The organism is Xanthobacter dioxanivorans, from assembly GCF_016807805.1.
GTDB classification, from domain to species: Bacteria; Pseudomonadota; Alphaproteobacteria; order Rhizobiales; family Xanthobacteraceae; genus Xanthobacter; species Xanthobacter dioxanivorans.
The window spans coordinates 5,382,744-5,396,183 of record NZ_CP063362.1 but is presented as its reverse complement, the minus strand read 5'-3'; the positions used below and the strand labels follow the sequence as shown (position 1 = coordinate 5,396,183).

Sequence of the window (13,440 nt, the reverse complement as noted above, 5' to 3'; positions counted from 1 at the left end):
ATGAGCCTGCCGCACCTGCGCCGGCCGCGCCGGCTCTCCCTGTGGCTGGGCCTTGCCGGCGCGGCGCTCGTGCTCGTCCTGGCCGCGTTGCTGCGCCGTCCCGAGATCACCGGCGACCCGGAGACGGTGCGCCGGCTGCAAGAGGCGCTGCTGTGGCACAGCCTGCTGCCGCGCGTGGCCACCGCGCTCGTCGCCGGCGCCGCCCTCGGCCTCGCCGGCGCGCTCCTGCAACGGGTGCTGCGCAACCCCATCGCCGACCCCTCGACCCTCGGCATCGCCTCCGGCGCCCAGCTCGCGCTCACCCTGGCCCTCGCCTTCGCGCCGGGGCTGCTGGCGGTCTCGCGGGAGGCGATCGCCTTCGCCGGCGGGGCCGGGGCCGTGGCTCTGGTCGTGGCGCTGAGCTGGCGGCGGGGCCTTGATCCCGTCACCGTGGTCATCGCCGGCATGACGGTGGCGCTGATGGCGGCGGCGGCGAGCGCGGCGGTGATCCTGGCGCGGGGCGAGTATGTCCTGTCCGTCTTCATCTGGGGCGCCGGCTCGCTGCACCAGCAGAACTGGCATGCCGCCGTCACCATCGGATCGCGGCTGCTGCTCGGCGCCGCCGCATCCGCTTTGCTGCTGCGCCCGCTGGCGGTGCTGGCGCTGGACGACGCGGGGGCCAGGAGCCTCGGTGTCGCCCTTCTCGCGATGCGGGTGCTGGTGATCGCCATCGCCGTCTGGCTCGCGGCCAGCGTGTTCGCCGAGGTGGGCGTCATCGGCTTCGTCGGCCTCGCCGCGCCGGCCTTCGCCCGGCTGGCCGGCGCGCGCACGCCGGGGCAGATCCTGTGGCGGGCGCCGCTCATCGGCGCGCTGCTGCTGAGCCTCGCCGACGGGCTGGTGCTGGCGAGTGCCGGCAGCCGGGGCGACCTGATCCCCACCGGCGCCATGGTCGGCCTCCTCGGCGGCCCGCTGCTGCTGTGGCTGCTGCCCAAGGTGACGCCGACCACGCCTCCGGCACCCGCAGCCACGGGCGCCGGGCGCGGGCTCGCCCGGCCCGGGCGCGCCCTGCTGCTCCTTGCCGGGGCGGGGCTGGTCCTCGCCGCCGTGGCGCTGACCCTGGGGCCGGGTCCCGAAGGCTGGTCCTTCGCCACCGGGTCCCTGCTGGCGGACCTCTGGCCCTTCCGCGCTCCCCGCGTGGCCGCGGCGGCGGGCGCCGGGGCCCTGCTCGGCGCCGCCGGCGCGCTGATGCAGCGCCTCACCGGCAATCCGCTGGCCGGGCCCGAGGTGCTGGGCGTGAGCGCCGGGGCCGGGGTCGGCATCGCCGCGGCGCTGCTCCTCTTCGACATGCCCGGCACCGGCACGCTGATGGCGGCGAGCGCGCTCGGCTCCCTCGCCGCGCTCCTCTTCATCCTGCTGGTGGGCGCGTGGACCTCCTTCGGCCCGGAACGCATGCTGCTGGCGGGCGTCGCGCTCGGCGCCATGTGCCTCGCCGTGCTCGCGGCGGTGTTCGCGGCCGGGGGCTGGAACACCTTCCTGCTGTTGAGCTGGATGGCGGGCTCCACCGACCGGGTGGGCGCGCCGGAGGCCGCCCTGCTCGCCGGCATGACCCTCCTGCTGCTCGCGCCCTTGCCCTGGCTCGGGCGCTGGATCGGCATTCTGCCCCTGGGCGCGCCGGTGAGCCGGGCGCTGGGGGTGCCGGTGGCCGCAAGTCGCCTCAGCTTGTCGCTGCTCGCCGCGCTCATGACGGCGGTCGCCACCTTCTTCGTCGGGCCGCTGAGCCTCACCGGGCTGCTGGCGCCGCATCTGGCGCGGCTGCTCGGCTTCGGCGGCGGGCGCCTGTTCCCCTTCGCCTCCGCGCTGCTGGGGGCCGGGCTGCTGGTGCTGGCCGACTTCCTCGGCCGCACGCTCGCCTATCCCTACCAGATCCCGGTGGGCTTCTTCGCGGCGCTGGTGGGCGGGCCGTATCTGATCTGGCTGCTGCAGAGGAAAGGCACGGGCCATGGATGACCTGCTGAAGGCCGAGGCGCGCGTGCCGGTTGGCGATCCCGCCGCCGCCATCGCCGCCATCGCCACGCGCCTGGCCGACCGGGCGGCGGTGGAGTGGACGCCGGCCGGCGCGGTTCTCGACAGCCCGCGTTTCGGCCGCATGGCGCTGGCGGCGGACGGCGGCCTCCTGGTGATCGCCTGCGCCTGCGCGACGCCGAGCGCGCTGAGCCATGCCAAGATGGCGGCGGCCGACGCCATCGCGCGCCACGCCGGCCCGGACCATCCCGCCTTCGCCTGGACCGGCGCCGACGCGGGCAGCCGGGTGCTGCCCTTCTTCCGGGAGATGACGGTCGCCCGCGCCCATCCGGTCACGCCGCGCATGCGCCGGGTGGTGCTGGCGGGCGATGCCGCCCATTTCGACGCCGCCTCGCTGCATGTGCGGGTGCTGATCCCGCCCGCCGGGCGCCCGCCGGTCTGGCCCCACGCGGACGACGCCGGCCGGATGGTGTGGCCGAAGGGGGCCGACGCCCTGGTGCCGCGCATCTATACCGTGCGGGCCCTGGATCGCGCGCGGGGCGAGATCGCTCTCGACGTCGCCCTGCACGACGGCGCCTCCACCCCCGGCGCCGACTGGGCGCGCGGCGCCGGGCCGGGCGACAGGGTGGGCCTGCTCGGCCCCGGCGGCGCCCCCTTCATGCCGGCCGCCTTCAACCTGTTCGCGGGAGACGAGACCGCGCTTCCCGCCATCGCGCGGATGCTGGAGGCCCTGCCGGCGGACACGCGGGCGGTGGCGCGGATCGAGGTGGAGGATGCTGGCGAGGAGCAGCCGCTGCGCTCGCCGGCCGCCCTCGACCTGCGCTGGCTTCACCGCTCCGGAGCCCCGGCCGGCACCAGCGGGCTGATCGAGGCCGCGGTGCGCGCCGTACCGATCCCGCCCGATCCTTCGGGCGTGCGCGTGTTCGCCGGTTGCGAGCAGGCGACGGCGCGCCGGCTGCGCGCGCACCTGGTGCGCGAGGCCGGCCTCGACAAGAGCCGGATGTCGATCGCGGCCTACTGGCGTCTCGGCCACGAAGGTGTTGATATCGGCGAGTAGATGCGAGCTTTGTTGACATGACGATTTTGCGCCAGTTCTTTTCCTACTACACACCGTACAAGGGCTTGTTCCTGCTCGATTTTTCCTGCGCCATCCTGTCCGGGCTGCTGGAGCTCGGCTTTCCCCTGGCGGTTCAGGCCTTCGTCGATCGCCTGCTGCCGGCGCAGGACTGGGGCCTCATCCTCCTCGCGTCCTGCGGGCTCCTCGTCATCTATCTGGCCAATACGGGGCTGATGGCGGTGGTGACCTATTGGGGCCACATGCTCGGCATCAACATCGAGACCGAGATGCGGCGCCGCGCCTTCGATCATCTGCAGAAGCTGTCCTTCTCCTTCTTCGACAACCACAAGACCGGCCATCTGGTGGCACGCCTCACCAAGAACCTGGAGGAGGTGGGGGAGGTGGCCCATCACGGGCCGGAGGACGTGTTCCTGGCGGTGATGACCTTCTTCGGCGCCTTCCTGCTGATGCTGTGGGTGAACGTGCCGCTGGCCCTCGTCACCGGCGCCATCGTGCCCGCCGTGGCCTTCGCCACCACCCATTACGGGCGCGAGATGACCGACAATTTCCGCTCCCTGTTCGGCCGGGTCGGAGCCTTCAATGCGCGCATCGAGGAGAATGTGGGCGGCATCCGCGTGGTGCAGGCCTTCGCCAACGAGGAGCACGAGCGGCGCCTGTTCGCCCGCGACAATGCCCACTACCGCGAGACCAAGCTCGCCGCCTACCGCCTGATGGCGGCCAACATGTCGCTGAGCTATCTCGGCATGCGGCTGACGCAGGTGATGGTGATGCTCGCCGGCACGTATTTCGTCCTGCGCGGCGAGCTCACGAACGGCGGCTTCGTCGGCTTCCTGCTCCTGGTCGCCGTGTTCTTCCGGCCGCTGGAGAAGATCGCGGCGGTGGTGGAGATCTATCCCAAGGGGATCGCCGGCTTCCGCTCCTACCTCGACTTCCTCGAAACCCGCCCGGACATTGCCGACCGGCCCGGCGCGGTGGCGCTGGAGCGGGTGCGCGGGGAGGTCCGCTACGAGGCCGTCAGCTTCGGCTACACCGCGGACAAGAAAGTCCTGAACACCCTCTCGCTCACCATCGCGGCGGGCGAGACGGTGGCCTTCGTCGGCCCCTCCGGCGCCGGCAAGACCACCCTTTGCTCGCTGCTGCCGCGCTTCTACGAGCCCACCGCCGGCCGCATCACCATCGACGGGCACGACATCCGCAACGTGACGCTGGCCTCGCTGCGCCAATCCATCGGCATCGTGCAGCAGGACGTGTTCCTGTTCGCGGCGACGATCCGCGAGAACATCGCCTACGGGCGGCTCGACGCCTCGCAGGAGGAGATCCTCGCCGCCGCCCGGCGGGCGCGGCTCGACGACATGATCGCCGCCCTTCCTCTCGGCCTCGACACGATGGTGGGCGAGCGCGGGGTGAAGCTGTCGGGCGGGCAGAAGCAGCGCCTCTCCATCGCCCGCATGTTCCTGAAGGACCCGCCCATCCTCATTCTCGACGAGGCCACCTCGGCCCTCGACAGCGAGACCGAGCAGGAGATCCAGCAGTCGCTGGCCGCCCTGTCGCGGGGCCGGACCACCCTGGTGATCGCCCACCGCCTGTCCACGATCCGGAACGCGGACCGCATCGTCGTGGTGACGCGGGAGGGGGTGAGCGAGCAGGGGCCGCACCAGGACCTGCTCAACGCCGGCGGCCTGTATTCCCGCCTGGTCAAGACCCAGTTCGCGCTCTGACGCGGCGGGCCGGGCCGGAAGATCCGCAGCCCGGCGGGCCAGGCCGCGGCGCACACTTCCGGTTCAGGCGCCCCGGTCTCAGGCGGCCCGGTCTCAGGCGGCCCGGACGCGGCCGGGCGCGGCGCCCTTGCCGCGGACTTCCGCCTCCTCGAACTCGGCCGCGGCGATCGCCCGGTCGAGGGCGGCGCGCAGCTCGCGGGCGCTCTCCAGCGTCAGCTCGATGCCGGCGCGCGCCCCCGGCTCAAGGCCGGTGTTGATGAAGTCCAGGGTGATGACGTCGGCCAAGGGCGCATGGCGGGCATGGTCGTAGGCGACCACCGCCTGCGCCAGGGGAAACCAGTCGTCGCCGCGCTTGGCCATGCCTTCCGCCGGGACGATCTCGACAATGGACGTGCACATGCGAGGCGCCTCCTAATTTGCCAGGTGCCGGCCGAAGAACGCGAGAATCCTGCTCCAGCCGTCCATGGCCTGCTCGGGCCGGTAGAGCGGCCGGTGCCAGTAGAAGAAGCCGTGGCCGGCGCCGTCATAGCGGTGGAACGCGTAGCTCTTGCCGTGCTTCTCAAGCTCGGCCTCGTGCTGGTTCACCTGCTCGGGGCTCGGCGCGCGGTCGTCGTTGCCGAAGATGCCGATCAGCGGGCAGGAGAGATCCTTGGTCAGGTCGATGGGCGCGACCGGCGCCTTGTCGTTGAGCTCCTCCTGGCCCATCACCACGCGGCCGCCCCACAGCTCGGCGCAGGCGTCCACGTCCGTCTTCCGGCAGGCATAGAGGAAGGCGTGTCGTCCGCCCGAGCAGGAGCCGAACAGGCCGACCTTGCCGTTGTGCCCGTCCTGCGCGCGGGCCCACTTCACCGCCGCCTCGGTATCGCCGACCACCTGGGCGTCGGGAACGCCGCCCTCGGCGCGCACCTTGGCGGCGACGTCGTCCGGATCGCCCTCGCCCGCGCGCTGGTAGAGGTTGGCGCAGATGGCGAGATAGCCGTGATGGGCGAAGCGCCGGGTCGTCTCGATGTAGAATTCGCTCCAGCCGGGCAGGTGGTGCACCAGCACCACGGCCGGGAAGGGGCCGGGACCTTCGGGCCGCGCCACATAGGCGGTGATCGGGGTGCCGCCGTCACCGCTGAGGGTCACGTTCTCGCAGGTCATGCCTCGATAGAAAGACATCCAGGTTCCTCCACAGGCGCCGGCCTCGATCGTTCATGCGGTGCATATCACGACGGCCGCGCGGCGGGTGTGACAAACCGCCCGCGCGGCCTTCCGGCGGGAACCGGCGGCCGGAACGCCGCGCTCGCGTGCGCGCCTCAGTCCGCCGGGGTCGCCTCGGGCTGGGCGGCGCTGGCGGCGGCGTTGGGATCGCCGGGCTCGGTCTCCCAGGCGAGGCCGGGAATGGCCACGATGCGCCGGCCGCGCCCGTCCAGCCGGCACACGATCACCTGCCGCTCCTCCATATAGGCCAGAAGCCGCCGCGCCCGGCCGGGCGAGCGGCTGCCATAGGCGCGGGCGACGTCGGCATCCGACGGGCAGGGGCGATGGTCGTGGGCGGCGCGGGCGAGGGAGAGGAACACGCCCTGCATGTCCTCCGGCAGCGCGCCGGCCATGCCGAGCACCTCGGCCCAGGGGGAATCCTCCGCCTCCGCCTCGGCCATGTCGATGCCGGCATGGGCCACGGCCAGCCGGCGGCGGAAGGCTGGGAGGCTGACGGGATCGCCGCCGATCCGGCGGATCCGGCAGCGCACCAGGAAGTCCTGGTAGAGCACGGCGATGGTGCGGAACCCGGCATCGCTCTCGCTCAGGATCTCGCGCAGCGCCGCGTCGATGGCCGCCTGGCGTTCCTCGGGGGACAGGCCGGGCGCCGGCGGCGCGGCCGGCGGCGGGGCGGCCGGCACGCTGCGGGCGAGCTGGGCCAGCACGTCCGCCGTGGGCGCCACCGCCGGCGGGCGGCGCGGCACCAGGGGCCGCGCCTCGTCGGCGCCGGGGGTGAAGATCAGATCGTGGGCGTCCTCGGCGGCCGCCGGTTCCGGCAACGGCACCAGCCGGGGACTGGTGGAGCGGGCCGAGGTCTCCACCGGGCCGATGTGCACCGGCAGCGGCCGGCGCGCCAGGGCCGGGCCGAGGGCGATGAAATGGCCGCTCTGCAGGTCGCGGAACATCTCGGCCTGCCGCCGCTCCATGCCCAGGAGGTCGGCGGCGCGGGCCATGTCGATGTCGAGGAAGGTGCGGCCCATGAGGAAGTTGGAGGCCTCCGCCGCCACGTTCTTGGCGAGCTTGGCGAGGCGCTGGGTGGCGATGACCCCGGCGAGGCCGCGCTTGCGGCCGCGGGACATGAGATTGGTCATGGCCCCCAGCGACACCTTGCGGGCCTCGTCGGACACCTCGCCAGCCGCGGTGGGGGCGAACAATTGCGCCTCGTCCACCACCACCAGAACCGGATACCAGGCATCCCGGTCGGCATCGAACAGGCCGCCGAGGAAGGCGGCGGCGGCGCGCATCTGCTGCTCGGCGTCGAGCCCCTCCAGGTTGAGCACCACCGAGACCCGGTGCTGGCGGACCCGGGCGGCGATGCGCTGGAGATCCGCCTCGCCGCGCTGCGCATCCACCACCACATGGCCGTAGCGGTCGGCCAGGGTGACGAAATCGCCCTCCGGGTCGATCACCGCCTGCTGCACCCAGGGGCGCTCTGCTCCAGCAGGCGGCGCAGCAGGTGCGACTTGCCGGAGCCGGAATTGCCCTGCACCAGCAGGCGCGTGGCCAGCAGCTCCTCCAGGTCCAGCACGGCCGCTCCCCCGCCCGCGCGGGTGCCGAGGTCGATGGACACCTTGGCCGGGGCCGTCATCGCGGCGCCCGCCGTGCGGCGAGGGGGGAAAAAGTCATGGCGGGACTCATATCGATTCCTGCCGCGGGTTCAACTGCACCGCACGGGGCCGGCGGCGCGCGGCCTTGGCGCCGAATATGCATGGACGCGCAGGCCGTCCGGCTGTCGCGAACGCTTTCGCACAAAAGACGGGGGTGCGGCGCCGGCTCATGCATGAAAGCGATCGCATGTCGGACATTTTGGCATGACGGACAAAGAGGATTGGGTCGTCTGGAACGGCTCGCTCGGGGTCCTCGACATGGTGAGGATCGGCCAGGTCGAGGCGGAGGAGGGCGGCCGCAGGGCCTGGCTGGCGCCGCCCTACGGCGTCGTCGGGCCGTTCAGCCTCGACGAGCTGGAGACGCAGGGCCGGATCGCCTTCGGCGCATGCCTCGTCATGTCGCGCGAAAGGTGGCAGGCGGACCAGGTCGAGCTGCGCATGGAGGCGCAGAAGCAGCGCCGCGCCTTCCTGTTCCGGGCGGACTTCGACGACGACGACAAGGAGCACCGCGAGGTGCTGAACCTGCCGGTCGAGGGGGCGCTCGAGCCGTCGCAGATCAATGCCGCCTTCCGGCGGCTGGCCAAGACCGCGCATCCCGACGCAGGCGGCAGCGACGCCCACTATCGCCGCATCGCCGACGCGCGCGACGCGCTGCTCGACCAGTTCGCCGGTGCCCGGTAGGCCGCACGGCGGTGCCGGCGAACCGGCCCCGCCCTCCGTCAGCCGAGCAGCCGGCCGATAAGGCATGCGCCCGGCGCATGGCCGACATGTGTGATGTTCGATATATACCGGGGTGCCGCCTTTGCGCTGGTTGCGGGCGAGACTGGATGTCCTGCATGCCGGCCCCCCGGTCCTCCCTCGACGCCGCGTTCAGCCCCACCGACGTGCTGCTCTTTGCCGCCACCGTTCTCATCTTCGGCAGCGGCTGGCTGCCGCTGAAGCTGCAGCTCGGCCTGGTGACCCCGGAGGTCTCCGGGGTGTGGCGCTTCCTGGTCGCGGCATTGGTGATGTTCGCCATGGTGCTCGTCTCCGGCGGGCGCCTCGCGTTCACCCTGCGCGACCATCTCCTGTTCGCGGCCATGGGCGCGACGCTGTTCTCGCTGAACTTCCTGAGCTTCTATTATGCCGGCTACCACCTGCCGTCCGGCCTGCTGTCGGTGGTGTTCGCGCTCTCCGCCGTCATCACGCCCCTGCTGTCCGCCGCCTTCCTCGGCCTGCGGCTGCGGGGGCGGGTTGTCGCCGGGGCCGCGGCGGGCGTCGCCGGGCTCGCGCTGGTGTTCGGCCCGTCCGTGGCCGATGGCACGGGCGTGAACGGGATGGGCGAGGGGCTGGCGCTCGCGCTCGCGGGCACCGTCTGCTTTTCCCTTGGCAGCCTTCTGTCCGGCGTCGCCGGGCGGCGGGGCTACCCGCTCGCCTCGCTGACGGCATGGGGGTTCTTCTACGGGCTGGTCATCCTGCTGGCGGTCGCGCTGGTGCGGGGGTCGCCGTTCATCGTCGAGTGGAACACGCGCTATCTCGGCTCGCTGGTGTATCTGGTGCTGGCGCAGACGCTGACCGGATTCGCCATCTACCTGCTGCTGATCCGCCGCATCGGCGCGAACCGGGCGGGCTACGGCGCGGTGCTGTTTCCCCTGGTGGCGCTGGCGCTCTCCACCTGGTACGAGGCGTTCCACTGGACCTTGACGGCGGCGGCCGGCATCGCGCTGGTGCTCGCCGGCACCCTGCTGGTGCTGATGCCGGAGCGTACCCGCCCGGACGTATCCCGATAATTACCCTGTCGCGACGCGGGGTTCCGCGTCAAAGAGCGGGGATTTACCGCAAAGGCTGGTGCAACCTGCGCGGAGCTTCGCCCGTGCCGCCCTTGCGCATGGGGCGTCCACCTTGCCAATATCCACCGGCTCTGCCCGAGTTGGGACATATGGTCGATCCTGATCTGCTTTTCACCCGTGTTCTCGAATTCATGCAGGGTGGGGTTCTGGCCCTCGACCGCCAGGGCCACGTGCGGGCTTTCAATCCGGCCGCCGAGCGCATCCTCGGCTTCTCGCCCGCGGGCGATGACGAGGCGCCCTTCGCGACCCAGCTGTTCGGCGATCCGGCCAATGACGGGTTTGCGCAGGCGCTGCTGGACGCCGTCTACAATGCCGACAGCTGCCACGACAGCGACATCCCCTATTATCGCGACAACCAGCTGGTGTGGCTGAACCTGATCACCTCCACCCTGTGGTCGCAGCCGGCGCCGGACAGCCCGCCGCACAAGGTCGGCGTGGTGGCGCTGTTCGTCGACATTACCGAGCGCAAGGTCGCGGCCGCCGAGCTGCGGCGGGCCAACGAGGAACTGGAGCAGCGGGTGCAGGAGCGCACCCGGCAGCTCGCTTATGCCAACCTGAACCTGACCCGAGAGATCGCCGAGCGCGTCCGCGCGCAGGAGCAGATCGCCCGCCTGGCGGCACACGACGTGCTCACCGAGCTGCCGAACCGGCGGCACTTCGAGCAGTGCCTGGCCGCCGCGGTGGCCGAGGGGGGCGCCTTCGCCGTGCTCTATCTCGATCTCGACGGGTTCAAGTCCATCAACGACACGCACGGCCACGACACCGGGGACTGGCTGTTGCAGAACGTGGCGGACCGCCTGAGGAGCTGCGTGCGGGAGGGGGACATCCTGGCGCGGCTGGGGGGCGACGAGTTCGCCGCCATCCTCAAGTCGGCCCATACCGCCGAGGAGGTGGAGCCCGTGGTGGCGCAGATCATCGAGCATGTCGGGGCGCCGTACCGGCCCGGCGGCGGGCCGGCGTTGCGGGTGGGGGTGAGCGTCGGCTTCGCGCTTCATCCCCACGCGGGCAGCACGCCGCGCGAGCTGATCCAGGCCTCGGACCGGGCGATGTACGCGGCGAAGCGGGGCGGGCGGCACCCGAACCGCCCGCTGGTGCCCGACAGCGAGGAGGCTTAGAGCCCGTTTGAAAATGCGCCCCGTTGGGCGCGGTCAGCCCTCACCGGGCCTGTCCCGGGTATCCGCGCCGCACCGCTGGCGCAGGCCTGCGAGGATATGTGCCCGGCCCAACCGCGCGGGTGGCCGGGACAGGCCCGGCCCTGACGGTGGTGGAGGGCGGGCGCCGGTCGATCTGAATGTCGATCCGCGCTCGGTCGCGATCCAAGCAACGATCCAAGCAAATTGAATCAATCTGACCGGTGAATCGCCCTCTACTCCCAGATGGAGCCCGGGGCGCGAAAGGCGACGTGCGCCGGGTCTTGTCCGGGAATCAGAACGTGAACCGGGCCGAGAGGATCGCCTCCAGCGGGTCGCCGATGGCGTTGCCCAGATTGTTGTTGGCCTGGGACGAGGTGTAATAGGTGGTGTCGAACAGGTTTTTCACGTTGAGCTGCACGGTGACAGGCGTCGGCGCGGCGATGGTGTAGGCCACCATGGCGTCGAACACCACGTAGGCCGGCAGCCAGTAGGTGTTGGCGGCCACCCCCGGCGCGGCGCTGCGGCCGTGGAAGCCGCCGCCGATCTTCAGCTTGTTGTCGCCCCACACCTTGCCGAAATCGTAGGTGGCGAAGAGCGAATAGTTGTGGCGCGCCGCGTTCGCCGGCACGTTGCCGGCATAGTCGGGGTCCTCGACGATCTTGGCATCGGTGAAGCCGTAGCTGGCGATGAGGTTGATCTCGTCGGTGAGCGCGCCGGCGATGTCGAACTCGAAGCCGCGCGAGCGCACCTTGCCGGCGGTGCGCGCATAGCTCTCGCCGTCGATGACCTCGGTGTAGAGCACGTTCTCCTTCTCGATGTTGAAGACGGCCGCCGTGCCGGTCAGGCCCCTGAAGATCTCGAACTTCACGCCGGCCTCGTAGGAGACGCCGGTCTCCGGCGGCAGCGTGCCGATATAGCTGGCGATCGAGGTCTGCGGCACGAAGGAGGTGGCGTAGTTGGCGTAGAAGGAGAGCTTGTCGGTGGCCTTGTAGACGAGGCCCGCCCGCGGCATGAACTCGCCGCCGTCCGCATCGGTGTTGAGATTGAACGGGCGGCCCTTGCCGGCGGTCTGCGTGTAGTACTGGTAGCTCGCCCCGGCGACGACGATCCATTGCTCGGTGAGGTAGAGCGCATCCTGCGCATAGCCGTTGTAGAGCGATTGCTGGATGGTCTGGTCGCTGTCCGCCGCCGACACCGTGGTGCAGTAGGGCAGGGTTCCGTAGACCGGATTGTAGATGTTGAAGCCGGTCTTGTTCTTGCAGCGGATCATGTCCGTGCGCAGAAGGTCGTAAGTGTTGTAGGCGACGCCGAACAAAAGCTCGTTCTTCATGCCGGCGACGTTCACCGTGCCGTTGAGGTCGGCGCGCAGATTGTGGTCCTTCTGGGTGGAATCCTGCGTCGCGTCGGCGCGGCGGGTGAGGTTGCCGGTGGCGGAATCATAGGCGATGACCCGCGCCTGGTTGTCGGCATAGACGTCTTGGCTGTAGGCGTAGTTGACCTTCAGCTTCCAGGCGTCGGAGAAATCATGCTCCAGCCCGGCGAGGACGAGGTCCGAGGTGCCGTTGGTGACGTTGTAGGGCTCGTCGAAGCGGGTGCGCCGGTCCACCGGCACCGGCTTGCCGGTGGTGAGGTCGAAGATGGTGCCGCGGTCGAACGGCACCGAATATTCGCGATGGGTGTAGGCGAGGGTCGCCACCGTGTCCTCGCCGTAATAGGCGAGGGAGGGGGCGAGAATCCCCTGCTCGGTGTCGCCGAAACTGCGCCAGTAATTGGTGTCCTGATATTCGCCGATGAAGCGGTACGCGAGCTTCGTGCCGGCGATGGGGCCGGTGAGGTCGAAGTCCGCATAGCCGCCGCCGAAGCTGGTGAGCGAGCCGTCGAGGACGGCGGCGTAGCTCTCCAGCGGCTTCTTGGTGATGACGTTGATGATGCCGCCCGGCTCCTGGATGCCGTAGAGGGTGGAGGCCGGCCCCTTCAGCACCTCGACGCGGTCGGTGGTGGCGTTGAAGCTGCGCGGCAGCACCGTGCGCAGGCCGTTGGTGAGCACCCCGCCGTCGCGGTTGTCGCCGAAGCCGCGGCGGATGAAGGCGTCCTGCGTGCCGCCGAGCGTGTTGGCGATGGTGACGTTGGAGACGTTCTGCAGCACCTGGTCGAGGGTGGTGGCGTTCTGGTCGCGGATCACCTCCTGCGTCACCGTGTTCACCGCCTGCGGGATGTCGAGGATCGGCATCTGCGTGAGGGTGGCGGTGGAGCTGGTGAGGGGCTGGTAGCCCTGGGTCTGGCCGTCGCCGCGCTCGGCCTGCACCACGAGGGTGGGCAGGGCGACGATGCCGGTCTCGCTCTCCTGCGGCGCGTCCGGCCGCGGCGCGGCCTGCGGTGCGTCCTGCGCCAGCGCGAGGCCCGGCAGGGCCGTCGAGGCGAGCACCGACGCGCGCACCAAAGCGGCGGCCGAACGGTGCAAGCGGGCGCGGTATGTCGTGGGTGAAGCCATGTTCCCGGGTCCCGAACCTATCTTCGAGACCCCCGCCGCCGGGGCGATCCGGCAGCCCTTCGTCTCGGACTGGTGGGGAGTGTTCGAAATCGCATGTAGTAGTAAAATCTGGAACGGGTCTAATATTTCAAATGCGGCCCGGATGCTGATTTACTAAAATTGCTCCAAGGTTCAACCTCAATCTGCAATCGTGCCGCCCGCCGGATGGCGAGGGGGTGAAATTCCAAGCGCCTTCATGCGGTGTCGTGACAGTTCTAAATTTTAATAATTACAGACAGTGGCGTGCCTTTCGCCGGCCCCGGCCAATTGCTCTTTCCTTTCATTCCGATCTGGCCCGCTTT

9 protein-coding genes and 1 pseudogene are annotated in these 13,440 nt (G+C 70.7%); 6 read left to right on the top strand and 4 right to left on the bottom strand.

All coding sequences use genetic code 11. The annotated features are described in order from the left end of the window. From fhuB to EZH22_RS25205, 3 genes are read left to right on the top strand one after another with little or no spacing between them, the layout of a single operon-like run. On the top strand, nt 1-1,986 hold the full coding sequence (fhuB, locus tag EZH22_RS25215; protein ID WP_203196757.1) for a Fe(3+)-hydroxamate ABC transporter permease FhuB: 1,986 nt from the start codon (nt 1-3) through the stop codon (nt 1,984-1,986). Next, the gene (locus EZH22_RS25210) at nt 1,979-3,058 is read left to right on the top strand and encodes a siderophore-interacting protein (RefSeq protein ID WP_231711141.1); all 1,080 of its coding nucleotides are present in this window, start codon (nt 1,979-1,981) and stop codon (nt 3,056-3,058) included. Before fhuB ends, EZH22_RS25210 begins: the two co-directional genes overlap by 8 nt. Before the next feature lie 17 nt (nt 3,059-3,075). Beyond that, nucleotides 3,076-4,797 carry an ABC transporter ATP-binding protein gene (locus EZH22_RS25205; RefSeq protein ID WP_203193134.1) on the top strand — a complete coding sequence of 574 codons (1,722 nt, stop codon included), beginning with the start codon at nt 3,076-3,078 and terminating at the stop codon, nt 4,795-4,797. Between the two features lie 93 nt (nt 4,798-4,890). On the opposite strand, the gene EZH22_RS25200 is transcribed toward EZH22_RS25205, so the two are convergent. The 3 genes and pseudogenes from EZH22_RS25200 to EZH22_RS25190 form a co-directional block, all read right to left on the bottom strand. Next, a complete protein-coding gene (locus EZH22_RS25200; RefSeq protein WP_203193133.1) occupies nt 4,891-5,196 on the bottom strand; it encodes a DUF6295 family protein in 306 nt (101 codons plus the stop codon). Nucleotides 5,197-5,208: 12 nt separating this feature from the next. Then, a complete protein-coding gene (locus EZH22_RS25195) occupies nt 5,209-5,958 on the bottom strand; it encodes a dienelactone hydrolase family protein (protein WP_203193132.1) in 750 nt (249 codons plus the stop codon). A gap of 137 nt (nt 5,959-6,095) precedes the next feature. After that, nucleotides 6,096-7,627, bottom strand: a pseudogene (locus tag EZH22_RS25190) (ATP-binding protein). A gap of 223 nt (nt 7,628-7,850) precedes the next feature. On the opposite strand from EZH22_RS25190, the gene EZH22_RS25185 reads away from it, so the two are divergent. The 3 genes from EZH22_RS25185 to EZH22_RS25175 all read left to right on the top strand — a co-directional run bounded on the left by EZH22_RS25185 (nt 7,851) and on the right by EZH22_RS25175 (nt 10,590). After that, nucleotides 7,851-8,327, top strand: coding sequence for a J domain-containing protein (locus EZH22_RS25185; RefSeq protein ID WP_203193131.1), 477 nt, complete (start codon nt 7,851-7,853; stop codon nt 8,325-8,327). 155 nt (nt 8,328-8,482) lie between these two features. Further along, nucleotides 8,483-9,415, top strand: a complete 933-nt coding sequence (locus tag EZH22_RS25180; RefSeq protein WP_203193130.1) for a DMT family transporter — start codon at nt 8,483-8,485, stop codon at nt 9,413-9,415. A 149-nt stretch (nt 9,416-9,564) separates the two neighbouring features. After that, nucleotides 9,565-10,590, top strand: coding sequence for a GGDEF domain-containing protein (locus EZH22_RS25175; protein ID WP_203193129.1), 1,026 nt, complete (start codon nt 9,565-9,567; stop codon nt 10,588-10,590). A 310-nt stretch (nt 10,591-10,900) separates the two neighbouring features. On the opposite strand, the gene EZH22_RS25170 is transcribed toward EZH22_RS25175, so the two are convergent. Next, entirely contained in the window at nt 10,901-13,099 is a 2,199-nt protein-coding gene (locus tag EZH22_RS25170) for a TonB-dependent siderophore receptor (RefSeq protein WP_203193128.1), read from the bottom strand. Nucleotides 13,100-13,440: the final 341 nt, after the last annotated feature.

Excerpts from the sequence above, each read along its gene's own strand:
- EZH22_RS25180 (WP_203193130.1), top strand. The coding sequence starts at position 8,483 with ATGCCGGCCCCCCGGTCCTCCCTCGACGCCGCGTTCAGCCCCACCGAC.
- EZH22_RS25195 (WP_203193132.1), bottom strand. The coding sequence starts at position 5,958 with ATGTCTTTCTATCGAGGCATGACCTGCGAGAACGTGACCCTCAGCGGT.
- fhuB (WP_203196757.1), top strand. The coding sequence starts at position 1 with ATGAGCCTGCCGCACCTGCGCCGGCCGCGCCGGCTCTCCCTGTGGCTG.
- EZH22_RS25210 (WP_231711141.1), top strand. The coding sequence starts at position 1,979 with ATGGATGACCTGCTGAAGGCCGAGGCGCGCGTGCCGGTTGGCGATCCC.
- EZH22_RS25205 (WP_203193134.1), top strand. The coding sequence starts at position 3,076 with ATGACGATTTTGCGCCAGTTCTTTTCCTACTACACACCGTACAAGGGC.
- EZH22_RS25200 (WP_203193133.1), bottom strand. The coding sequence starts at position 5,196 with ATGTGCACGTCCATTGTCGAGATCGTCCCGGCGGAAGGCATGGCCAAG.
- EZH22_RS25185 (WP_203193131.1), top strand. The coding sequence starts at position 7,851 with ATGACGGACAAAGAGGATTGGGTCGTCTGGAACGGCTCGCTCGGGGTC.
- EZH22_RS25175 (WP_203193129.1), top strand. The coding sequence starts at position 9,565 with ATGGTCGATCCTGATCTGCTTTTCACCCGTGTTCTCGAATTCATGCAG.
- EZH22_RS25170 (WP_203193128.1), bottom strand. The coding sequence starts at position 13,099 with ATGGCTTCACCCACGACATACCGCGCCCGCTTGCACCGTTCGGCCGCC.